This window comes from Maribacter sp. IgM3_T14_3, from assembly GCF_049603095.1.
Taxonomy (GTDB): domain Bacteria; phylum Bacteroidota; class Bacteroidia; order Flavobacteriales; family Flavobacteriaceae; genus Maribacter.
In genome coordinates this window covers 2,333,666-2,354,859 of sequence record NZ_CP187138.1, presented here as the reverse complement: position 1 = coordinate 2,354,859, position 21,194 = coordinate 2,333,666, and the positions used below count along the sequence as shown (strand labels likewise).

Below are 21,194 nucleotides of genomic sequence, written 5' to 3'. Positions count from 1 at the left end.
GTAAATCTCACCACATTATGAGATGAGTTCACAACATAAATTGTTTTCAACAAGACCATATGAGTTAATTTTACAGTGTACTTAAGATAAGTCTTGACCCCAAATCGATATTTAACTTATGAAAACTAAAAAGTAAAATCCCAAATTTTACGATAATTACTTAACCGAAAAAAGCCCTCTATTTAGAGGGCTTTTTTATTTGTAAAATATTATATTTCAGTTAATCTAATGCTTATAACGAATAGTTAAGACCTAATAAGAAATACGTCTGTAATTTGTTGTCAACAGTATCAAAATCAGTAGCAGTTTCGCCTAATGTACCAACTGCATAATTTACTGCTTCTTGCTTGTTATCACGTAAACCGAATTCAAAACCTAAACCAATACCATTCCATAATGTGTAACCAAAAGAGTTGATCCAAGTAGTATTAGAATAATTACCGCTCTTATAGCTTTGAAACATAGAAAGGTTAGACTTAAAGTTAACCGCACCGATTTGTTTCGTGTAATCAGCAACGATTTTAGCACCTAAAGAAGATTCAAATACTGAATCCCCTTTACTAAATACGAAGTTGTAGTTTAATGGGTGAATTACAACAACTAAATCAGCAATAGGAGTCCAAGTAGCACCAACACCAAAGTCAAGGTATCCTGGATCGTTAAAGTTATTCAATATTGTAGTTCTGTATTCTGCTAAACCAGAAATAGCCCACTTTTCATTAAGCTTTCTTCCATAAAGAGAAGAGATGTTAAATACATCTGTTCCTTGTTTGAAACTGTCATCATCAGTATCATCATTCTTATCGTCGAACTTAACCCATCCTAAATTGATGTTACCAGAGTTTCTCCAGAAGAATTTCTCTTCGTTTAAATTAGCAAAAGCGTTTACAGTTACACCAATGTTACCAGAAGATAAATCTGGAGTACCTTGACCGTACCAGTTGTTAAAGCTACTTAAGTTTGCACCTATAGTACCAAATGCACCTTTTTTCCATCCTGGCAATGCGTCAATAGCACCTTGAATGGCGTCAGCTCTTCCTTGAATAGCTGCGATAGAATCTTTTGCTGCACCTAATTGACCTTTTAGTTCTTCTTCTGTCTGAGAAAAACCAACAGTTGCAACAAATGCAAGAGCTAGAGTTAATACAATTTTCTTCATAATAATTAATGTTTATAATTTATTAGTGGCGCAAAGGTAATAATACTTCGCAACATCTTTAAGTAGGAATATGTTATTTTCTTTTGTATAACGGCACAGAAGAGCAAGCCTCACCATACATAATAGACTTAGCGACAGGCTTTAAACGCTCTGCGAGGAACAGATAAGCGTTTGCTGGAACAGGTTTTTTACTACATCCTTTAACAATAATCAGTTGATCTTGATACTCAGAAACATCTAGATTCTCAATTATAGATTGATAAATACTTGTTTCTAAATCTACTAAAGTACCTTGAATCGCTTTTTTTGCGATACCACTAAGCTTTACACTTAATAATAAATACGCCCAACCCGGCACAATAGCGTCGGTAGAACAATTCATAGCAACATAAGCACCCTCGTATTGAGACCAATCATGTGCTTCAACATAGCTTCTAAAATCTTTCTCCTTTAAGATAAATCCTTCAAAAAGCCAGTCTTTGATATCTAAAACCACTCTATTACCTTTCGGATAGTAATCTTCTAGGTTAAAAGTAATTAGTTTGCTTTGGGCAACTTTATTTAAAATTTCATCTTGCATAAAGGCATCTTTTAAATTGATACAACAATCTAATTAAAGAAGACCTAATTCTAATTTCGCCTCTTCGCTCATTAAATCTTGTGTCCAAGGTGGGTCAAAAGTAATTTCAACTTCAGCATCTTTAATGGCATCTAATGACTTCACTTTTTCTTCTACTTCTGCAGGTAAACTTTCTGCAACCGGACAGTTAGGAGATGTAAGCGTCATTAATATTTTCACTTCATTATCTTCATTCACCAAAACATCATAGATCAACCCTAATTCATAGATATCTACAGGAATTTCTGGATCATATATAGTTTTTAAAATCTTAACGATTTTCTCTCCTAATTCTGCGCTGTCTTCAGCAATATTTTCATCACTCATAATCTTCTAGTCTTCAATTTGTGTTTGATACGCTACTGCGTATAACTTTAATTGTTTGATCATACTTACCAAACCATTTGCCCTTGTAGGCGATAAGTGCTCTTTTAACCCAATTTCATCAATAAACTGCGTATCGGCATCTAAGATAGCTTGTGGTTTTTGGTTGCTAAATGCACGTATTAAAATGGCGATAATACCCTTCGTAATTATAGCATCGCTATCTGCCGTAAAAACCAATTTATTATCTTCTAATTCGGCATGTACCCAAACCTTACTTTGACAACCTTTAATAATGTTATCGTCAGTTTTAAACTCTTCGTTAATTAATGGAAGTGATTTGCCAAGATCGATCATGTACTCATAGCGCTGCATCCAATCATCGAACATAGAAAATTCATCTATAATCTCTTCCTGTATCTCTTTAATTTCCATTACCATATTTTATGCAAAATTACAACAAGTAAGCATGTTAATCAACAGTTTTAGCAATGGTCAACATATTGTTTATCAAAGATTTTAATTGTGAAGGAGGATTACCTTCATCAAAAGGTTTCGAGATATAAAAACTATCGGGTGTTATTATAGTTAAAGTGGCAATTCTTGCCCTGTCAGTATGACTATTATTACTAGGCGCAATTAGGTTCTCTAAATTCAGTACATCTATAGTTTTTGATAAGTTTATTAAAGAGCTCCATTGCTCATTATTGATACTTTTAGATTTTTGAAAATCAGATATTCCTTTTGATATCACATCTATATCGTTTTCATTTATCAAACATGTATAATTAGAGCCTCTTGTACTAGCTTCATATTTAAATTCGGTAATAATTGTTTTATTAGGCATTGACTTTTGACCACAAGTATTAAGCGTAATAATGCCAAAGAGCAAAAAGACTATTTTCATTAGTATATGTTTACATGTAATAATACAAAAAGGACATCCATTGGATGTCCTTTTTATTATAAGCTTAAGAATAATTTTAGTTTATAAAACCTTCTTTTGGTCCGCCAGCTATAAACAATGCACGCATACGATCATTTTGACCAGAGGTGAACATGTACATACAATCATCTTGTACATAATCCATATAATTCATTGTCATGTCAGCAGTTCTACAATTAACTGTAGGGTATATTGGACAATTATAATTAGGAGCATCAGAAGATGGAGTATCTGCAACGAAATCATCTCTATTACATCTACCATCACCCCAAATATGTCTTAAATTTAACCAGTGACCAACTTCATGTGTTGCGGTACGACCTTTTCCATAAATTCCACCAGCATTAGTTTCACCAAAGAAATCGGTTCCGATTACTACTCCGTCAGTTGCATTAGACCCACCAGGAAATTGAGCATAACCAAGAATACCGCCACCAATTTCACAAACCCAAAGGTTTAGATTACTAGTTGCATCTGTTGGTGCGATACCACCTTGAGATGGTATTTTCATGGCATCATTGGTACCCCAAGAAGCTTTAGTGTTCACTACCCTATTTACAGTACCTAATACAAACGTAACATTGATATCGGCAACAAGACCTGCAAAAGCAGAAGGTACATTACCAGTATTAGAATTATTGTTCTGAAAATCTTCATTCAATATTCTAATTTGAGAATTAATTTGGTTTTGCGTTACTTGCCCAGAAAACTGTTCAATGATATTGATAACTACGGGAATAGTAATTGCTCCTTCATAAATAGAAGGGGTAGTTCCACCACCTTCATTGCCTCCTGTAGGTTTACCTTTGTTAGCTTGACCTTTTAAAGCAATGGCTTTACGCGTATTATATTCAATATCATACATCTTTTTCGCTAGTCCATTATTCTTAGATAATCTGTATTCCAAATTTTTCATGGATACGCATTTCTCTAAACTACTGGCAGACTTACCTGCGATGTCATCTTGATCAACATATAAGCTAAAATCGCTCATATCTACTTGTACTTCCTGAGATTCTTCTACCGTATTATCAGAGATGGGGGAATCATTTTCGCACGATACTAGAAATGCACCTAATAACGCAACGCTTAAAATTACTTTTTTCATAAATAGTCAATATTTTATAATTAGTGTTGACCCAATATATAAAATATTAACAATATGTTAAAGAAATGTTAGGAAAAATATAGATTTTAACAAATTTTACCCAGTTAAAGCAACATGCTCTTAGCTTTAATTACGCCCGCAACAAGTACATCTACTTCTTCTTTGGTATTATAAAAAGCAAAACTAGCACGTACGGTGCCTGGTATTTTAAAGAAATCCATAATCGGTTGTGCACAATGGTGCCCCGTACGAACGGCAATGCCCAACTTGTCTAAAATACTACCTATATCATATGGGTGAATACCCTCGATATTGAATGATATAACAGAAGTCTTATCATTAGCGGTACCGTAAATTTTGAGTCCGTCTATCTTCAGTAATTCCTCCGTCGCGTATTCTAGCAATTCGTGCTCATACTTGGCAATTTCCTCAAAGCCAATAGCATTCATATAATCTAGTGCTGCGCCAAAAGCGATACCACCACAGATATTAGGGGTGCCTGCTTCGAATTTATGCGGTAAATCGGCATAGGTCGTTTTCTCGAAAGTTACTTCGGCTATCATTTCACCACCACCTTGGTAAGGGGGCAATTTATTTAACCACTCTTCTTTACCATATAACATACCTTCACCTGTAGGACCACAAATTTTATGTGCAGAACAGGTATAAAAATCAACATCTAAAGCTTGAACATCTGCTATTAAATGCGGAGCAGCCTGTGCGCCATCAATTAATACGGCAGCACCAACCTTATGTGCTTTTTCTATAATTTCTTCTATCGGATTAATAGTCCCTAAAGCATTAGAAATATGGTTACAAAAAACCAGTTTCGTTTTATCGTTTAGAAGTTCCTCATAAACATCCATTCGTAATTCCCCTTCTAGATTCATAGGGATTACTTTTAAGATTGCTCCGGTTCGTTCACATAACATTTGCCACGGCACAATATTAGAATGATGCTCCATAGCAGAAACTAATACCTCATCTCCTTTTTTGATTAAAGAAGCGAATCCGTTGGCTACAAGGTTGATACTATGGGTGGTTCCCGAAGTGAATATAATTTCATAAGACTTTGCTGCATTAAAATGCTTCTGAATCTTAATTCTAGCCTGCTCGTATTTATCGGTCGCTTCTTGAGAAAGCGTATGCACCCCACGGTGAATATTCGCATTGTAGTTTTGATAGTAATCTACAATAACATCTATTACCTGCTGCGGAGTTTGCGATGTAGCGGCATTGTCTAAATAGACCAATGGTTTACCGTTTACCTGACGCTTAAGAATTGGAAAATCTTCTCTTATTTTTTTAATATTTAGCATAGTCAATCTTCTTATATACAAAGATACCCGATAATGAAAACATATCGGGTATTGTACATTATCCTTTTGTGATAATCTATGTTTAATAAAAGTTAAAAACGGAATCCGACACCAGCTTTTATAAAGCCTGTTTTCTCTTTAAAGTCATAATTACTTGTTTGACCATTAATTTCAGATTCTCCATTATATTTTATAGTAAGATAATCGTATTGTGCCTGAACGAAAAACCGTTTAGATATATCATAAGACAATCCCACATTTAGGTTGAAACCTCCTTCGGTATTGGTATCATCAACAAAAAATTGATCCCCATTATCATAATTTATATCTACTGTACTAAACGAATAACCTAGACCAATTTGAGGTCTAAGAGCAGATAGGCCTGGAATAGGCAACTCTGCAAATAGTTTAGGTTGTAATAATAACTGTTTTGCTTTGTAATCAAACTCCAAATCCTGCTCGCTTGCTGATCCGTAGGTAAAATTATCAAAGTGTTTCAGATAAGCCGCATTGAATCCTGCGCCTAAAATAACAGGACCAAGATTTGCAAATCTGTATTTGATACCCAAATCCAAAACTCCGTTGAAATCATTTTGCAGATTACTATTAGCAACTAAGGGGTAATTAGCCTCAATACTCCATTTCTGGTCTTGAGCGTGCACTAAATAGGAAGAGAAAACTAAAAAAGAGGCAAGAATGATTTTTTTCATATTTATTTTAGTCAGGAATTAACCGCGCTAAAATAGACTTTACTAATGTAAGAAAATACAACGATTCGTTAAGAATAACCTAACGAACCGTTAATTTTAATTGAATAAAACAATGAATGTCTCTACAAATCGAAACCAAGGTTTACGCCCAGTTTCTTAGCTATCAATTTATTTATTCTAGCTTTTAGTTCAGGAATACGAACCGTATTTAAAACATTATTAGAAAAGGCATACATTAATAAAGCCTTTGCCTCTTTCTTTGGTATACCTCTTGACTGTAAATAGAATAAAGCATCTTCATCTAACTGACCAATAGTACAGCCATGAGAACATTTTACATCATCGGCAAAAATCTCTAACTGAGGTTTCGAATTGATGCTTGCTTTATCACTAATAAGAATATTATTATTCTTTTGGAAAGCATTTGTCTTTTGAGCAATTTTATCTACGATAATTTTACCGTTAAAAACACCCGTAGAGCTATCGCCATAAATTCCCTTATAATCTTGATGACTTTCACAATTCGGTTGCATGTGATGCACTAATGTGTAATGATCCACATGCTGTTTTTCCCCTAGAATAGTAACACCATTCATGGTTGAATCTATATACTCACCGTTTTGATAAAAGTTAAGATTGTTACGAGTCAATTTACCGCCGAAAGAGAAGGTATGAACGTTAACAACACTTTTGTCTTTTTGGTCAACATACGTGTTATCGATTAATGACGCCGTAGCCGCATCGTTCTGAATTTTATAAAAATCAACAATAGCACTTTTAGCAGCGAATATTTCGGTTACTGCATTAGTAAGTGTGTCGTTTGATGTTAAACTCTGGTGACGCTCAATAATTTGAACCTCAGCATTTTCTTCTACTACAATTAAATTTCTTGGTTGTAATAAAAGAGAAGCCTCATTACCAGTAGAGAAATGTAATATCTCAATTGGTTTTTTAGGCATTTTATTTTTCGGGATATAGATATATGCCCCTTCACGACTAAAAGCCGTATTCAATGTTGTTAAAGACTCTTCTTTAGATGCGATTTTATTAAAATACACATCTATAATCTGCTTGTACATTGGCTTGGTAAGCGCTGAACTCATTAAGCAGATATCTACACCATCATGTGTAGTTTCAGACAAGAAAGAGCTATAAATACCATCAACAAAAACAATTTTATAGGTGTCAATTTCGTGAATGAAATAACGCTTTACATCTTTATATTCCAACGCATTCTGTTCCTTCGGGAAGATGCTGAAATCTATTTTTTGTAAACTATTTAATGAAGTATATTTCCAAGCTTCTTCCTTTTTAGAAGGAAACCCTTTTTCCTCAAAATTTTTTATAGCTGCCATACGAACATCGTGTACCGGATGTTCAACATCCACGTTGTTCTCAAACGCCATAAAAGAGGAAATCAATTTATCTTTTAAATCCATATATCTTTAGTATTAAGTCCTTAGTACAAAGTAATAAGTACTCTATACTAAGTACTTTGTACTTAGTACTAATTTTTTACACCGCTGTTTCTTGCTTTAACCAGTCGTATCCTTTTTCTTCAAGCTCTAGAGCAAGTTCTTTACCACCAGATTTTACTATTTTACCATTGTGTAAAACGTGAACAAAATCAGGTACGATATACTCCAATAAACGTTGGTAGTGTGTAATTAATATTACAGCGTTATCCTTACTTTTTAGTTTGTTAACTCCGCTAGCAACAATACGTAAAGCATCGATATCCAATCCAGAATCGGTTTCATCTAAAATTGCAACCTTTGGCTCTAACATTGCCATTTGAAAAATCTCGTTTCTCTTTTTCTCACCACCAGAAAAACCTTCGTTCAATGATCTAGATAAGAACTTACGGTCAATTTCTAATAACTCAGATTTTTCACGAATCAATTTCAACATATCCTTTGCAGGCATATCTTCAAGTCCTTTAGCCTTACGAGATTCGTTAATGGCAGTTTTCATAAAGTTGGTTACAGAAACACCCGGAATCTCAACTGGATACTGAAAAGAAAGAAAAACACCTTTATGTGCTCTTTCTTCTGGAGAAACTTCTTCTAAATCTTCACCACTTAATTCAATTGAACCTTGAGTAACCTCAAAACGCTCGTTTCCGGCAATTACAGAAGCTAGTGTACTTTTACCAGAACCGTTAGGTCCCATAATAGCATGTACTTCACCTGCTTTAATCTCTAGGTTTATTCCTCTTAATATCTCTTTATCATCTACGCTAGCATGTAGATCTTTAATTTTCAACATAATATGTTACTTTAAATATTGTGGCGCCAATGGCGTTTTACTAAAATCTTAATTACTTTTTATCCTACAGAACCTTCTAAACTAATTTCCAATAATTTTTGGGCCTCAACAGCAAATTCCATTGGTAGTTTATTTAGTACTTCTTTACTGAAACCGTTTACAATTAAGGCAATCGCTTTCTCTGTTGGTATACCTCTTTGGTTACAATAGAAAATTTGGTCTTCACCAATTTTACTAGTTGTAGCCTCATGCTCTATCATTGCCGTTTTATTCTTCGCTTCGATATACGGGAAGGTATGTGCACCACATTCGTTACCCATTAACAAGGAATCGCATTGAGAGAAGTTACGCGCACCATCGGCACGGCTATTTATCTGCACTAAACCACGGTAACTGTTTTGAGATTTACCTGCAGAAATACCTTTAGATATAATTGTACTCTTGGTGTTTTTACCAAGGTGAACCATTTTGGTACCTGTATCTGCTTGTTGGTAATTGTTCGTTACGGCGATAGAATAAAACTCACCGATTGAATTATCTCCTTTTAGAATACAAGAAGGATATTTCCATGTTACTGCCGAACCTGTTTCAACTTGTGTCCAAGATACTTTAGCGTTCTTCTCGCAGATAGCTCTTTTCGTAACGAAGTTGTAAACCCCACCTTTACCCTCTTTATTACCAGGATACCAGTTTTGAACGGTAGAATATTTTATTTCAGCACCATCTAAAGCAATTAGCTCTACTACGGCAGCGTGTAATTGATTTTCATCTCTTGACGGAGCAGTACAACCTTCAAGGTAACTTACATAACTATCTTCATCAGCAATAAGCAACGTACGTTCAAATTGACCTGTACCCGCTTGATTAATTCTAAAGTAAGTAGAAAGCTCCATTGGGCATCTTACCCCTTTAGGTATATAACAGAAAGATCCATCTGTAAATACTGCGGAGTTTAGAGCCGCATAAAAATTATCTTTTTGAGGCACAACAGTACCCATATACTTCTTCACCAATTCTGGGTGTTCTTTTATAGCCTCTGAAATAGGCATAAAAATAATTCCCTTTTCAGCTAGTGTCTTTTTAAAAGTTGTTGCTACAGAAACAGAATCGACAACAATATCAACAGCTACATTTTGTAATTTCTTTTGCTCATCAACAGAAATACCAAGCTTACGATACATTTCTAACAAATCTGGATCTACATCGTCTAACGTTTTATTAGGATCTGCAGATTTTGGTGCAGAATAATAACTGATATTCTGAAAATCTGGTTTTTCATAATGCACATTTGCCCATGTAGGCTCTTCCATACTTTGCCAAATACGAAAAGCTTCTAAACGCCAAAGCGTCATCCACTCTGGCTCTTTTTTTTTCTTTGAAATCGCAATAACAATTTCTTCGCTTAACCCAATAGGAAATGTATCAGATTCAATATCTGTGTAGAAACCATACTCATACTCTTTGGTTTCCAATTCTTTCTTTAATTCTTCTTCTGTATATGCCATATATTCTATGTAATAAGTAAAAAAGTAAATGAGTTAAAAAATTAACCACATATCATTTCACGTATTCAAAACTTTACTTCTATAATGAAAAACTCTCGCCACAACCACACGTTCTTTGAGCGTTCGGATTATTAAAAACAAAACCTTTTCCGTTGAGTCCGCCAGAGTATTCTAAAACTGTACCTACTAAATATAAAAAGCTTTTTTTGTCTACGATAATACGTACATTATTGTCTTCGAATACTTTATCAGCGTCGTCTTTCTTATCATCGAAGTTTAACTCATATGATAAGCCACTGCATCCACCACTCTTTACCCCAACACGTACATAATCCGTAGTAGCATCAAAACCTTCTTCTGTCATTAGGTTGATTACTTTCTGTTTAGCCGTTTCTGATACTTGAATCATAATTAACTAGATTTAATCTAAATAGTTTACAAATATACGTCATAAGTAGGTTTTTTCCATAGAACCTAACATTATTATAACGTATATATTAATAGAGAAATACTATACAGAAAAGTGCGACTATTTGATTTTTAGAAGAATTAGGTCAGATTTTCCTTTAGAAGTTAAGGAATTGAAATCTGTACTTGAAGATTCTCCGATTATCATGATGCTTCCGTCTACATTTTCAACTAAATCAAAGCCGAAATCTAACCCTGAACCACCAAAAGATTTTTGCCAAACCAGACTGCCAAATGCATTCGTTTTTAAGACCCAAATGTCATTTTCCCCATTATTTGAAGTACTATTTTTATCGTCACTTTTAGTATTACCAGTTATCATAAAACCCCCATCCTTACTTTGAATTACAGCTTGCGCCAAATCGAACTGACTACCACCAAAGGTTTGTTCCCAAATCATGTTTCCTTCTTCATCTAATTTAATCATCCACATATCAGACTCTCCGTTATTCAATAGAATATCACCATCTGTACTGAAGGTATTACCTACTATCACAAAACCATTATCATTAGTTTTTGCAATATCATAAGCAACTTCTATACCCTCGCCACCATAAGAATGTTCCCAAACAAAATTTCCAAACGTGTCTACTTTCACCACCCAAAAGTCATAACTGCCGTTGGTATCACTAATATCATAATCTTCACTTTCAGTAAAACCTGCCATTACAAAGCCGCCATCGCTTGTTTGTACTGCACTATGTGCCCTGTCATTATTTGTTCCTCCAAAATAACCGCGCCACTGCACGCTACCTTCTTCGTCAATTTTAGTTCCCCAAAATTCTCCAACTCCATGGCTAGTCAATGAATTTACTTTCTCGGTATTACCGTCTGCCCTAGCCGAAGTAATATCTAAAAAACCCGTAAAAAAATAACCTCCTTGCGATGCCTCAAGAATATCGTACGAGTGGTCATGACCAGAAAAACCATAACTACTCTCCCATTCTAAAACGCCTTGAGCATCTAATTTTATAATCCAATTATCATGAAAACCCTCATTATTAGACGCATCGCCATCGCTACTCATAGAATATCCTGTTAAGATATAGCCACCATCTTTTGTTAGCGCTAAGCTTTGACCAATGTCATCTTTACTACCGCCATATGTTTTATTCCACTGTAAATTATTGTTTTCATCAAACTTCAAAAACCAATAATCATTCTCTTCTTGATTTTTTGTAGAAATATCGCCATCAATACTTGATGTATGCCCAATAATAGCATATCCACCATCATTTGTTTTTACAATGGCTTGGGCACTTTCATTTCCACTGCCGCCAAAACTCTTTATCCAATCTAACTCCCCCTTAAAATCAGTCTTCAACCCATCAATAGATACTTCTGCCTCTTCTTTAGCACAAGAAAAAAGGATAGAAAAAAGCAAAATCAGAAGTATATGTCGCATAATTAATTCGATTTCTGAATGATAAAAAATCCGTTATTAATATCACTAACAATTATTTCACCACTCTCGAAATAAGGGTAAACACTCCACACCCCCGCAAATTGAGTATTATCATTTGAAGGATACGTATCAAAAAAAGCCTTTTCGGTTACATTCTTATTTTCTATGTCGGTGATATCTAAAACTCGAACCCCAGCAGTATAATTCGCTAAGAAAAACTCATTTCCTAAAACATAACCGTTGTGATCAATAGCCGCTGTAGGGCCTGAATAGGTGTGGTGGAGCACCGGATTCTCCAAATCTTCCATATCAAAAATAAATGTACGTGTCCTGAATCCTACATTCACCTCATCTAATTCATCTCCAAAAATAAAATAGCGATGATCCTCGGTAAACCAGCCTTGGTGCGTATAACTAACATTTGGGTAAGACAATGTAGCTAAGGTAACCGGTGCATTTTTATCTGAAACATCTACCACAACTACCAAATCTTCATTGGCACCGACAAAAATTTCTGAACCCACATACCTAGTATCAGCACCATTATAAGTAATTACTTGAGCATCATGTGTATAACCATTTAACCCCCAGCCCCCAGCAAGTGTTGGTGCTATCGGATTTTGAAGATTTAGAAAATGCACACCGCCATTAAATTGATCATTTCTAGCTGTGCCAACAGGGTAGGCAAAACCAGAATCTTCGTTAATAACAATATTATGGGCATTACCCAAATTGGTATACCTACCATCTGAGGTAAAAATTTGAGGACCATTATTCAGGTTTCTTAGTTTCTTTAAATCAAAAATCTGAACACCATGGTTATTAGCTTCAGAAACTACATAAGCATAATCTTCAAATACCTTTACATCTCGCCAAGAACTAGAAGTTGTAGCGGTTGGCAATTTTCCTAAATATACAGGGTTTTCGGCATCAGAAATATCTATAAAGGCTGTTCCGTTCGCTAAACCCAAAATAGCATATTCCTTGCCTGTTTCAGAATCTGTCCATCCCCATATATCATTGGCCTCATTGGCAGAAAAAACATCTAATGCGATATGTGCTACCAAATCATACCCGCTGCATGGGTACATACCTGCAAATCCGTTTTCACATGGAATTACACCATTTTGCACGGGAGTATCTGTAGGGGTTTCCTCTTCACCAACAGCATCTATTACATCGGGCGCAACATCATCCGATGAGCATCCAAAAATTATAATACATATTAAAAACCAAATGCCTTTATTCATGTAATCGATTTATTTTCAATACCTAAAGATAGTAATTGCTTATTTTGAAAAATAACAAATCTATAAATACCTTAAAAGTTATTGATTGAAATAAATTACCTTCAATACCAAATCAAACAACAACTACAACATATGTCAAACAACAAATCGAACGACAAAAACAACACCCGCCGTAAATTCATGAAAAATACCGGTATGGCGGCAGCCGGTTTTATGATCGTACCTAGGCACGTTTTGGGCGGTACAGGTTACGTTGCACCAAGCGACAAACTGAATATTGCCGGTATTGGGGTTGGTGGTAAAGGTCAAAGCGATATCGCTTCTTTTGCTGAAAGCCCAAATGTAAACATTGTATCTCTTTGCGATGTCGATGACAGACAAGCGATAGCGTCTAGAGAGGCATTCCCAAAAGCAAGTTATTTCAACGATTTCAGGGAGATGCTAGATAAGGAAGGTAAAAATATTGATGCCGTTTCAATAGCTACGCCAGATCACAACCACGCCGTTGCAGCTTACCAGGTAATGTCTATGGGTAAACATGTTTACGTTCAAAAACCATTGACACATGATATTTGGGAGGCAAGAATGTTGACCGAAGCAGCAAAAAAATTCCAGGTAGTTACTCAAATGGGTAACCAAGGTGGTTCTGGCGATGGTGTTCGTACCATGAAAGAAATTTATGATACAGGAATTATTGGTGAAGTACATACCGTAAAATGCTGGACAAATAGAGCCATTTGGCCACAAGCATTACAAACACCTACCAAAAAAGATAAAATCCCGAAAGGTCTAAACTGGGATCTTTGGTTGGGTACCGCTGCTGCTAGAGATTACAACAATGCCTACCTACCTTTTGACTGGAGAGGTTGGTCAGATTTCGGAACAGGTGCACTTGGCGATATGGCATGTCATATTATGGATCCTGTTTATAGAATATTACCGATTTTATATCCTGATACCGTAGAATGTAGCGTTTCCGATTCTTTCAGTGGAAATTTTCAATATAAAGACTACCCAAAAAGTTTCCCCAACTCTAGTAAAATACACTTAAGCTATCCAAGAACGGATGGTAAAGGAAAAATAAAAGTTACTTGGATGGATGGCGGATTGCTACCTGAAAGACCAGAAGAATTAGGCGATGACGAAGCCTTAGGAAACTGGGATGGTGGCGTACTATTCATTGGTACAAAAGGAAAATTAATGGCAGATTGCTACGGTGCAAACCCAAGGTTATTACCATTAACCCTTAACGAACAATTTGAAGTAGAACAAACAATTGCACGTGTACCAGAAGGTCATTATTTACAATGGGTAAATGCTTGTATGGCTGGTTATGGCAATGCAGAAACAAGTTCTTCTTTTGATTATGCCGGTCCGTTCACTGAAAGTATCCTTATCGGAAACTTAGCATTAAAATCATATTTTGAAGTAGATCCGACAGTTGAAAATCAAAGCTTCTGGGGCGGTGGAAAACAATACTACGGAAGAAAACGTTTACAGTGGGATGCAGCAAATATGAAAGTCACCAATTTCGAACCTGCAAACAAATATGTAAAACGTACCTATAGAGATGGGTATTCTGTAGGATAAGACCAAAATATAGTTACTAATTCAATAGTTAATCCGAAGCTTTTCAGCTTCGGATTTTTTTATACCATTCATCTTGTTTTACTTCTTATTTTTGCAACATGCTAGAAGATAAAGAACAAGAAAGGACGTCATTAGAGAAATTAGGTGAATTCGGACTCATAGAACACCTAACTAAAGATTTTAAAATCGAACAAAAGTCTACTGTAAAAGGTATTGGTGATGATGCTGCAGTTTTAGATTTTAAAAATAAAAAAACGGTTATCAGCACAGACCTTTTAATAGAAGGGGTACATTTCGACCTTGCCTATATGCCCCTAAAGCATTTAGGTTACAAATCTATAATGGTCAACCTTTCTGATATTTACGCCATGAATGCCACGGCGACCCAAGTAACTATTTCAATTGCAGTTTCAAATCGATTTCCGTTAGAGGCGCTTGAAGAATTTTACGCTGGTGTGGCAACAGCATGTAAGGCATATAATGTCGATTTAGTTGGTGGTGATACTACCTCATCTAAAACAGGATTAATGATTAGCGTTACCGCTATCGGTATCGCAAATGAAGAAGATATAGCTTATCGATCAGGTGCTCAACCAAACAACCTTTTAGTGATTAGTGGAGATTTAGGTGCCGCTTACATGGGGCTACAAGTGTTGGAGCGTGAAAAAGAGGTTTTTAAAGTGAACCCTAATAGTCAGCCAGATTTAGAGCCATATTCTTATATCGTAGAACGTCAGTTAAAACCTGAAGCTAGAAAAGATATTACTGAACTATTGAAAAAATTAGATGTTCACCCAACATCTATGATCGATATTAGTGACGGACTCTCATCTGAAATTCTGCATTTAAGCAAGAGTAGCGGACTGGGAATTGATTTGTACGAAGACAAAATACCTTTAGACCCTACCGTAATTTCAGCTTGCGAAGAGTTTAAAATGGATAGTACCCTTGTAGCACTTAGTGGTGGTGAGGACTATGAATTATTGTTCACGATAGACCAAAAAGAATTCCCAAAAATTAAGGGTAATCCAAACTTGACCGTCATAGGGCATACCACGGGAAAAGACGAAGGTGCTTTCTTAATTTCTAGGAATAATACGAAGATTCCGTTAACCGCGCAGGGCTGGAATTCATTTACTTAAAAAGGATTGATTATGATATAAATTCGTAGTTTGGGGCATGGAGAGTTATAGTGTATAAATGGAAACTGTTCTGAATATTGGTTTTGGTGTTGGAATCTTGATGTTTTTTTTACTATTGTTTAAAAAAGCAAAACAAAAAGGAGATTACTTCTTTCTTAGCTGGATTGGCATTATGCTTTGCCAAGTCGCTTTTTACCAAATTACCATCTATCAATTTGAAATGACAGGGTTTTGGGCTATTTCTTTTTTTAGCCTTCCTTTATTGGGTGCGCCAGTCCTTTATCTTTATATTTTACATCTTACAGGACACAAAGTATTATCTCAAACTATACTCGTCCATTCGAGCATATATGTTATTTATGTTATTATCTTATTCGGTGCACAACAATATTGGGATATGTTAATAATAGCAAAAGACGGCTATCTAATTATTCAAAAAAGTGATACATTTTGGTCTCGATTTTATGCAGTTCCTTTAGCAATTTCTGGGCTTTTATATTGTGTTTGGGATTTACTATTGTTAAAAGAACATAGAACCTCAATAACCACTCTATTTTCATTTCAGGAGAAAATAGATTTAAAATGGTTGACCTACGTTGTCAATTCATTTTTAATACTTTTCGTAATAACTTCAATTTGGATTTTTGGAGCTACTCAGTTTCAATTATTCCCATTAAAAAATGCATTTGCATTGGTCGGTATTTCATTAAGCTTAATGTTAATTGCTTTTGGATTTTACGGATTCAAACAAACTGCTGTGTTTTCCAGCATTGATTTTTCTCAAAACAATTCGCCAGTTCATAGCTCTCCTGAAAAGCTAAAATCCCCTTATTCAAAATCAGGATTGACAGATGATAAAATTGAAGTATTGGCGCAACGATTAGAAATTTTTATGATTCAAGAAAAACCATTTATGAACGAGAATCTCAATTTAGCGCTACTTGCAGATAATTTAAATATTTCTCCAGCTCACTTATCACAAGTCATTAACCAATATTATAAAATTAACTTTTATGATTACATTAATCAATATCGTGTTGAAATGGCTAAGACCATGATTGAGTCTAATGATTATGACCATCTTTCAATTTTAGGAATTGCATTTGAATGTGGTTTTAAATCAAAATCTTCTTTCAATCGATATTTTAAAAAAAATACAGGCAAAACTCCCTCCCATTTTAGCTCTTAACCCCTTTTTTACAGGTGCCAACCGATAGGTTAGGTCGTGAAGATTATTATCTAAATGTAATATTGCTAAAAACTTTAAAGTTATGAGCGACTACACTTTTACGCACCAATTAAATATTTTGATACATGTTACTTCAGGTTGTTTAGCAATGATAATGGCAATCATTGCTATGATAGCATCAAAAGGAAATAAAACACATAAGACAAGTGGCATCCTATTTCTTGTCCTGATAGCTATTGTAATAATGACAGGGCTTATTGGGGTTTTTATTTTTAAGGTAAATACATTTCTTTTAGTACTTACATTACTGAGTGGATATCAAGCGTTTTCTGGATATAGAGTTTTAGGAAATAAAAAAAGCCTACCGAAACTATTAGATATTATTGTAGCAATAATAGCTTTGGGGTCTGGACTATATTTCATGCACTATATTGAAACGATTGGCCTAATATGGGCATCTGGGATTATTTATAGTACAGTAGCAGCATTATTTTTAATAATCGCTTATGATTTCGTTAGATACTTTCTACCTAAAAACAAATATAAAAATCGATGGCTTTATGAACACATTTATAAGATGATTGCTTCATTTACAGCTCTACTAGCAGCTTTTACTGGTACAGTTTTACCAGAATATAAACCTTATAGCCAATTTTTACCATCTATATTTGGAACGCTATTGGCAATAGGATTTATTCTCTTTTTTTGGAGAAAAAATAAAATCAAAAAAATATAGACCAAAAAGAATTCCCAAAAATTAAGGGTAATCCAAACTTGACCGTCATAGGGCATACCACGGGAAAAGACGAAGGTGCTTTCTTAATTTCTAGGAATAATACGAAGATTCCGTTAACCGCGCAGGGCTGGAATTCATTTACTTAAAACAAGACGAATTATGCTACCTGTTGCTGTTGTTGTGTCGCGGTAGTATGTCTTCTTTGGTAAATATGCTCTAAAGTTCTGTTGATATCTTGTAACTCAGGAGTTAAATTAGAAAGATTACCACTTACATCTGTAGTTACCTGTTTTTGACAGTGAATACACTTGTACTCTTTAATGTGAGAGGTCACTTTTTTAGATATTGAATAGTGGTGACCGAAAATGTTGCAGAATAATTTTTTCATGCTGTAGGTTTTTATGCAAAAATTTCGATTTGGGTTATCGAGAAAATGCGATTAATATAAGGTTGAATTTCAAGGAAATTAGCATACACATTGTTTCCTTTGGTTAAGGTACGTCATATTAAAGGCCTGTACCAGTAATTGTTGTGAGTTTTACCTAACCTGTTGTCAACACCCTTTTTTTTGCTGTTTCAAAAAATGAAAAACCTTGCCTTGACTGTTATTTAATAATCTTTCACTTAATTTGCATTCATGTTTAAAAAGAAGGAAACCCTCGTTACGGCTTTTGCATTGTTCTCCCTTTTTTTTGGAGCGGGCAATCTTATTTTACCCCCATTATTAGGTTTTAATTCTGGCGATCAATGGCTCATTGTCACCATCGGTTTCGGACTATCAGCAGTGGCAATTCCTGTACTTGGTATTTTGGCACATGCAAAACTGCAAGGCACACTTATAGATTTTGGCAATAAAGTATCGCCAAGCTTCAGTTTAATTTATGCCTTTTTCATTTATGCCATTGCTATTGCATTACCTAGCCCTAGAACTGCTTCGGTAACCCACGAAATAGCAATACAACCCTACTGGGATATCTCCTCTTGGTATACGAGCAGTATCTACTTTGCTTTAGTATTGTTATTCGCTTTAAACCGATCTAAAATTCTGAATATTTTAGGTAAAATATTGACACCAGCTATCATTCTAATTTTGCTTTTGGTGATTGGGATAACGATTTTCTCTTTCCCATTTGATTTCGAAAGCACTTCATTTGCGAGTCCGTTTACAAACGGAATACTAGAAGGCTACCAAACATTTGATGCTATAGGCGCTGTCGTTGTTGGCGGAGTAATTATTATATCGATCAACTTAAAATACACCCATGCCTCTTATGAGGATAAGAAGCTACTAATACGCAACGCCGCCTGGTTTGCGGGTTTATCGTTGTTTTTAATTTATATGGGATTAATTCTTTCTGGATCATTGGTACATTCGGTCTTTGATGCCGATACCACGAGAACAGAAATATTATCTGGCTTGGCCAAACAAAGTCTAGGAAACATCGGTAATTTGTTTCTGAGTATTTTGGTAGGGCTAGCATGCTTTACTACCGCAGTTGGTATTGTTACCGGAACAGCAGATTTTGCAGCATCTAGATTGAATGATTCAAAAACGGTCTACACAATAACTGCAATTCTTGGTAGTGTACTTGGTGTTTTAGTAGGTCAATTCAATGTCGCCTATATTATTGCAGTGGCCATACCATCTTTAATGTTCATTTATCCGATAAACATTATTCTTATTCTATTAAATGTAGTGCCAGATAAATATGCATCTGTTTTTATTTTCAGAGCAGTTACGATTACCACCATAGTGTTTAGTATTCCAGATTTCTTAGGTAGTATTAGTGCATTGGCACCTAAAACGGATACCTTCTCTTGGATTCCGCTGCAAGAATATAGTTTGGGGTGGGTATTACCCGCTTTAGTGGTGTTTGTACTTTCAAATTTGTATAGCAAATTCATCAAAAAATAACTTCCTTAAAATTTATTTTATCTAATTCATACCCAAAAACCAAACCTTCGCTATTTGGTTTCCGTAAGTGGGGTATACTAAAAAATTAGATGATGAAAATTTCAAAAACGATTAAACTTGCTACTCTTGCCTTAACTATAGGACTTACCACTTCAACTTTCGCTCAAGATGGCGGCATGGAAATGAAGAAGGACAAGAAAATGATGAAAAAGGAAAAAATGATGATGGAGACCAAAATGGTCGGTGGTGCAGAGATGTATCCGAATAAAAATATCATTGAAAATGCAGTAAACTCCAAAGACCACACCACACTTGTTGCAGCAGTAAAAGCAGCCGGATTAGTAGAAACTTTACAAGGTGAAGGTCCGTTTACCGTATTTGCACCAACAAATGAAGCCTTTGCGAAATTACCAAAAGGGACGGTTGAGTCTTTATTAATGCCTGAAAACAAAGCGAAATTACAAGCTGTGCTTACATATCACGTAGTTGCTGGTAATGTAAGCGCTATGGACTTAATAAAGATGATTAAAGATGGTAAAGGCAAAGCTGAATTGACTACTGTAAACGGTGGAACATTAACAGCTATGCTAAAAGGTAAAAAAGTACAGTTAAAAGATGCTGCCGGGACTATTTCTACGGTAACGATTGCAGATGTAAACCAATCTAATGGTGTTATACATGTTATTGATACTGTTGTATTACCAGGTATGTAAATTTTTGCCCCAAATTAAAAGAACGGCCCACTTAGAAGTGGGCCGTTTTATTTTTAAAAAACTATTTCTAAACTAATAGGGCAATGATCACTACCCATTATCTGATCATGTATCTCTGCAGACTTCACTTTATCCCAAATAGATTCACTTACTAAAAAGTAATCTAAACGCCAACCTACGTTTCTGCCACGTGCACCACCTCGTGCACTCCAAAAGGTATATTTATCGAACGTGGTCGGGTGCAATTTTCTAAAACTATCTACCAGGTTTACTTCTTTCAACATGTGCTCAAATCCGTCCATTTCAACTTGTGTAAATCCTGATGTTTTGTTGTAATTACTCTTCGGGTTCGCCAAATCATTTTCGGTATGTGCTACATTAAAATCGCCCGTAATAATTAAAGGCTTCGATTTAGATAGCTCTTTTAGGTAGTTGGTAAAATCTTTATCCCATCCGGCACGGTAATCCAAACGTTTTAATCCACTACCGCTATTAGGGATGTACACATTGATCAAATGAAAATGTTCAAATTCAGAATGTGTAATTCTTCCTTCTAGATCATGTTCTTCAATACCCATGTCCTTTTCGAACTTCACAGGTGCCTTTTTAGATAAAATTCCGGTACCAGAATATCCTTTTCGTTCTGCACTATTACTAAAAAGCTGATAGCCCCCAACATCTTTCAATGCTTCGGCAACTTGATCATCTTGTGCCTTTGTTTCTTGAACACAAAAAACATCGGCATCAAAATCTTTCACGATATCTTCAAATCCCTTTTTAACAGAAGCTCTTATGCCGTTAACGTTCCACGATACTAATTTCATTCTC

The 21,194-nt window shown here is 35.3% G+C and carries 22 protein-coding genes and 1 pseudogene; 7 read left to right on the top strand and 16 right to left on the bottom strand.

What is annotated here, in order from left to right; translation table 11 throughout:
- Nucleotides 1–232: 232 nt before the first annotated feature.
- The 14 genes from ACPF9A_RS10550 to ACPF9A_RS10485 all read right to left on the bottom strand — a co-directional run bounded on the left by ACPF9A_RS10550 (nucleotide 233) and on the right by ACPF9A_RS10485 (nucleotide 13,081).
- Nucleotides 233–1,159: a DUF3078 domain-containing protein gene (locus ACPF9A_RS10550; protein ID WP_424004239.1), complete on the bottom strand. Its 927-nt coding sequence runs from the start codon at nucleotides 1,157–1,159 to the stop codon at nucleotides 233–235.
- A gap of 73 nt (nucleotides 1,160–1,232) precedes the next feature.
- Nucleotides 1,233–1,739 (bottom strand): DUF2480 family protein, encoded by a 507-nt coding sequence (locus ACPF9A_RS10545; RefSeq protein WP_424004237.1) that lies wholly within the window; start codon nucleotides 1,737–1,739, stop codon nucleotides 1,233–1,235.
- Between the two features lie 33 nt (nucleotides 1,740–1,772).
- The gene (locus ACPF9A_RS10540; protein WP_036151130.1) at nucleotides 1,773–2,105 is read right to left on the bottom strand and encodes an SUF system Fe-S cluster assembly protein; all 333 of its coding nucleotides are present in this window, start codon (nucleotides 2,103–2,105) and stop codon (nucleotides 1,773–1,775) included.
- A 6-nt stretch (nucleotides 2,106–2,111) separates the two neighbouring features.
- Nucleotides 2,112–2,537: a SufE family protein gene (locus tag ACPF9A_RS10535; protein WP_424004235.1), complete on the bottom strand. Its 426-nt coding sequence runs from the start codon at nucleotides 2,535–2,537 to the stop codon at nucleotides 2,112–2,114.
- A gap of 37 nt (nucleotides 2,538–2,574) precedes the next feature.
- Nucleotides 2,575–3,009 carry a hypothetical protein gene (locus ACPF9A_RS10530; RefSeq protein WP_424004233.1) on the bottom strand — a complete coding sequence of 145 codons (435 nt, stop codon included), beginning with the start codon at nucleotides 3,007–3,009 and terminating at the stop codon, nucleotides 2,575–2,577.
- A 76-nt stretch (nucleotides 3,010–3,085) separates the two neighbouring features.
- Entirely contained in the window at nucleotides 3,086–4,156 is a 1,071-nt protein-coding gene (locus ACPF9A_RS10525) for a zinc metalloprotease (RefSeq protein WP_424004231.1), read from the bottom strand.
- A gap of 104 nt (nucleotides 4,157–4,260) precedes the next feature.
- Nucleotides 4,261–5,475: an aminotransferase class V-fold PLP-dependent enzyme gene (locus ACPF9A_RS10520; protein WP_424004229.1), complete on the bottom strand. Its 1,215-nt coding sequence runs from the start codon at nucleotides 5,473–5,475 to the stop codon at nucleotides 4,261–4,263.
- Nucleotides 5,476–5,567: 92 nt separating this feature from the next.
- Nucleotides 5,568–6,185 (bottom strand): outer membrane protein, encoded by a 618-nt coding sequence (locus ACPF9A_RS10515; RefSeq protein ID WP_424004227.1) that lies wholly within the window; start codon nucleotides 6,183–6,185, stop codon nucleotides 5,568–5,570.
- Nucleotides 6,186–6,307: 122 nt separating this feature from the next.
- The gene (gene sufD, locus ACPF9A_RS10510) at nucleotides 6,308–7,624 is read right to left on the bottom strand and encodes a Fe-S cluster assembly protein SufD (RefSeq protein ID WP_424004225.1); all 1,317 of its coding nucleotides are present in this window, start codon (nucleotides 7,622–7,624) and stop codon (nucleotides 6,308–6,310) included.
- Nucleotides 7,625–7,700: 76 nt separating this feature from the next.
- Entirely contained in the window at nucleotides 7,701–8,453 is a 753-nt protein-coding gene (gene sufC, locus ACPF9A_RS10505; protein WP_282048849.1) for a Fe-S cluster assembly ATPase SufC, read from the bottom strand.
- 59 nt (nucleotides 8,454–8,512) lie between these two features.
- The gene (gene sufB, locus ACPF9A_RS10500; RefSeq protein ID WP_424004223.1) at nucleotides 8,513–9,958 is read right to left on the bottom strand and encodes a Fe-S cluster assembly protein SufB; all 1,446 of its coding nucleotides are present in this window, start codon (nucleotides 9,956–9,958) and stop codon (nucleotides 8,513–8,515) included.
- 79 nt (nucleotides 9,959–10,037) lie between these two features.
- A complete protein-coding gene (locus tag ACPF9A_RS10495) occupies nucleotides 10,038–10,367 on the bottom strand; it encodes a HesB/IscA family protein (protein ID WP_073241609.1) in 330 nt (109 codons plus the stop codon).
- A gap of 120 nt (nucleotides 10,368–10,487) precedes the next feature.
- Complete coding sequence (locus ACPF9A_RS10490; protein ID WP_424004221.1) at nucleotides 10,488–11,831, bottom strand: hypothetical protein; 1,344 nt, start codon at nucleotides 11,829–11,831, stop codon at nucleotides 10,488–10,490.
- A 2-nt stretch (nucleotides 11,832–11,833) separates the two neighbouring features.
- Nucleotides 11,834–13,081 carry a choice-of-anchor B family protein gene (locus ACPF9A_RS10485; protein ID WP_424004219.1) on the bottom strand — a complete coding sequence of 416 codons (1,248 nt, stop codon included), beginning with the start codon at nucleotides 13,079–13,081 and terminating at the stop codon, nucleotides 11,834–11,836.
- A gap of 132 nt (nucleotides 13,082–13,213) precedes the next feature.
- Between ACPF9A_RS10485 and ACPF9A_RS10480 the strand changes: the two genes are divergently transcribed.
- The 5 genes and pseudogenes from ACPF9A_RS10480 to ACPF9A_RS10460 all read left to right on the top strand — a co-directional run.
- The gene (locus tag ACPF9A_RS10480; RefSeq protein ID WP_424004217.1) at nucleotides 13,214–14,671 is read left to right on the top strand and encodes a Gfo/Idh/MocA family protein; all 1,458 of its coding nucleotides are present in this window, start codon (nucleotides 13,214–13,216) and stop codon (nucleotides 14,669–14,671) included.
- A gap of 98 nt (nucleotides 14,672–14,769) precedes the next feature.
- Nucleotides 14,770–15,813, top strand: a complete 1,044-nt coding sequence (gene thiL / locus ACPF9A_RS10475) for a thiamine-phosphate kinase (RefSeq protein WP_424004215.1) — start codon at nucleotides 14,770–14,772, stop codon at nucleotides 15,811–15,813.
- A 58-nt stretch (nucleotides 15,814–15,871) separates the two neighbouring features.
- Nucleotides 15,872–17,002: a helix-turn-helix domain-containing protein gene (locus tag ACPF9A_RS10470; protein ID WP_424004213.1), complete on the top strand. Its 1,131-nt coding sequence runs from the start codon at nucleotides 15,872–15,874 to the stop codon at nucleotides 17,000–17,002.
- A gap of 82 nt (nucleotides 17,003–17,084) precedes the next feature.
- On the top strand, nucleotides 17,085–17,738 hold the full coding sequence (locus tag ACPF9A_RS10465; protein WP_424004211.1) for a hypothetical protein: 654 nt from the start codon (nucleotides 17,085–17,087) through the stop codon (nucleotides 17,736–17,738).
- Nucleotides 17,735–17,884 (top strand): annotated as a pseudogene (locus ACPF9A_RS10460) (thiamine-phosphate kinase); the annotation flags it as partial. The gene ACPF9A_RS10465 and the pseudogene ACPF9A_RS10460, both read left to right, overlap by 4 nt.
- 11 nt (nucleotides 17,885–17,895) lie before the next feature.
- Here the strand turns inward: ACPF9A_RS10460 and ACPF9A_RS10455 are convergent.
- Nucleotides 17,896–18,126: a hypothetical protein gene (locus ACPF9A_RS10455; RefSeq protein ID WP_133685911.1), complete on the bottom strand. Its 231-nt coding sequence runs from the start codon at nucleotides 18,124–18,126 to the stop codon at nucleotides 17,896–17,898.
- A gap of 249 nt (nucleotides 18,127–18,375) precedes the next feature.
- On the opposite strand from ACPF9A_RS10455, the gene ACPF9A_RS10450 reads away from it, so the two are divergent.
- The gene (locus tag ACPF9A_RS10450) at nucleotides 18,376–19,653 is read left to right on the top strand and encodes a branched-chain amino acid transport system II carrier protein (protein WP_424004209.1); all 1,278 of its coding nucleotides are present in this window, start codon (nucleotides 18,376–18,378) and stop codon (nucleotides 19,651–19,653) included.
- Nucleotides 19,654–19,745: 92 nt separating this feature from the next.
- Nucleotides 19,746–20,366 (top strand): fasciclin domain-containing protein, encoded by a 621-nt coding sequence (locus ACPF9A_RS10445; RefSeq protein WP_424004453.1) that lies wholly within the window; start codon nucleotides 19,746–19,748, stop codon nucleotides 20,364–20,366.
- A 53-nt stretch (nucleotides 20,367–20,419) separates the two neighbouring features.
- On the opposite strand, the gene ACPF9A_RS10440 is transcribed toward ACPF9A_RS10445, so the two are convergent.
- The gene (locus ACPF9A_RS10440; RefSeq protein WP_424004207.1) at nucleotides 20,420–21,190 is read right to left on the bottom strand and encodes an exodeoxyribonuclease III; all 771 of its coding nucleotides are present in this window, start codon (nucleotides 21,188–21,190) and stop codon (nucleotides 20,420–20,422) included.
- Nucleotides 21,191–21,194 lie beyond the last annotated feature (4 nt).

Excerpts from the sequence above, each read along its gene's own strand:
- ACPF9A_RS10550 (WP_424004239.1), bottom strand. The coding sequence starts at position 1,159 with ATGAAGAAAATTGTATTAACTCTAGCTCTTGCATTTGTTGCAACTGTT.
- ACPF9A_RS10465 (WP_424004211.1), top strand. The coding sequence starts at position 17,085 with ATGAGCGACTACACTTTTACGCACCAATTAAATATTTTGATACATGTT.
- thiL (WP_424004215.1), top strand. The coding sequence starts at position 14,770 with ATGCTAGAAGATAAAGAACAAGAAAGGACGTCATTAGAGAAATTAGGT.
- ACPF9A_RS10515 (WP_424004227.1), bottom strand. The coding sequence starts at position 6,185 with ATGAAAAAAATCATTCTTGCCTCTTTTTTAGTTTTCTCTTCCTATTTA.
- ACPF9A_RS10480 (WP_424004217.1), top strand. The coding sequence starts at position 13,214 with ATGTCAAACAACAAATCGAACGACAAAAACAACACCCGCCGTAAATTC.
- ACPF9A_RS10445 (WP_424004453.1), top strand. The coding sequence starts at position 19,746 with ATGAAAATTTCAAAAACGATTAAACTTGCTACTCTTGCCTTAACTATA.
- ACPF9A_RS10490 (WP_424004221.1), bottom strand. The coding sequence starts at position 11,831 with ATGCGACATATACTTCTGATTTTGCTTTTTTCTATCCTTTTTTCTTGT.
- ACPF9A_RS10540 (WP_036151130.1), bottom strand. The coding sequence starts at position 2,105 with ATGAGTGATGAAAATATTGCTGAAGACAGCGCAGAATTAGGAGAGAAA.
- ACPF9A_RS10450 (WP_424004209.1), top strand. The coding sequence starts at position 18,376 with ATGTTTAAAAAGAAGGAAACCCTCGTTACGGCTTTTGCATTGTTCTCC.
- ACPF9A_RS10440 (WP_424004207.1), bottom strand. The coding sequence starts at position 21,190 with ATGAAATTAGTATCGTGGAACGTTAACGGCATAAGAGCTTCTGTTAAA.
- sufC (WP_282048849.1), bottom strand. The coding sequence starts at position 8,453 with ATGTTGAAAATTAAAGATCTACATGCTAGCGTAGATGATAAAGAGATA.
- ACPF9A_RS10535 (WP_424004235.1), bottom strand. The coding sequence starts at position 2,537 with ATGGAAATTAAAGAGATACAGGAAGAGATTATAGATGAATTTTCTATG.
- ACPF9A_RS10485 (WP_424004219.1), bottom strand. The coding sequence starts at position 13,081 with ATGAATAAAGGCATTTGGTTTTTAATATGTATTATAATTTTTGGATGC.
- sufB (WP_424004223.1), bottom strand. The coding sequence starts at position 9,958 with ATGGCATATACAGAAGAAGAATTAAAGAAAGAATTGGAAACCAAAGAG.
- ACPF9A_RS10495 (WP_073241609.1), bottom strand. The coding sequence starts at position 10,367 with ATGATTCAAGTATCAGAAACGGCTAAACAGAAAGTAATCAACCTAATG.
- ACPF9A_RS10525 (WP_424004231.1), bottom strand. The coding sequence starts at position 4,156 with ATGAAAAAAGTAATTTTAAGCGTTGCGTTATTAGGTGCATTTCTAGTA.
- ACPF9A_RS10530 (WP_424004233.1), bottom strand. The coding sequence starts at position 3,009 with ATGAAAATAGTCTTTTTGCTCTTTGGCATTATTACGCTTAATACTTGT.
- ACPF9A_RS10545 (WP_424004237.1), bottom strand. The coding sequence starts at position 1,739 with ATGCAAGATGAAATTTTAAATAAAGTTGCCCAAAGCAAACTAATTACT.
- ACPF9A_RS10455 (WP_133685911.1), bottom strand. The coding sequence starts at position 18,126 with ATGAAAAAATTATTCTGCAACATTTTCGGTCACCACTATTCAATATCT.
- sufD (WP_424004225.1), bottom strand. The coding sequence starts at position 7,624 with ATGGATTTAAAAGATAAATTGATTTCCTCTTTTATGGCGTTTGAGAAC.
- ACPF9A_RS10470 (WP_424004213.1), top strand. The coding sequence starts at position 15,872 with ATGGAAACTGTTCTGAATATTGGTTTTGGTGTTGGAATCTTGATGTTT.
- ACPF9A_RS10520 (WP_424004229.1), bottom strand. The coding sequence starts at position 5,475 with ATGCTAAATATTAAAAAAATAAGAGAAGATTTTCCAATTCTTAAGCGT.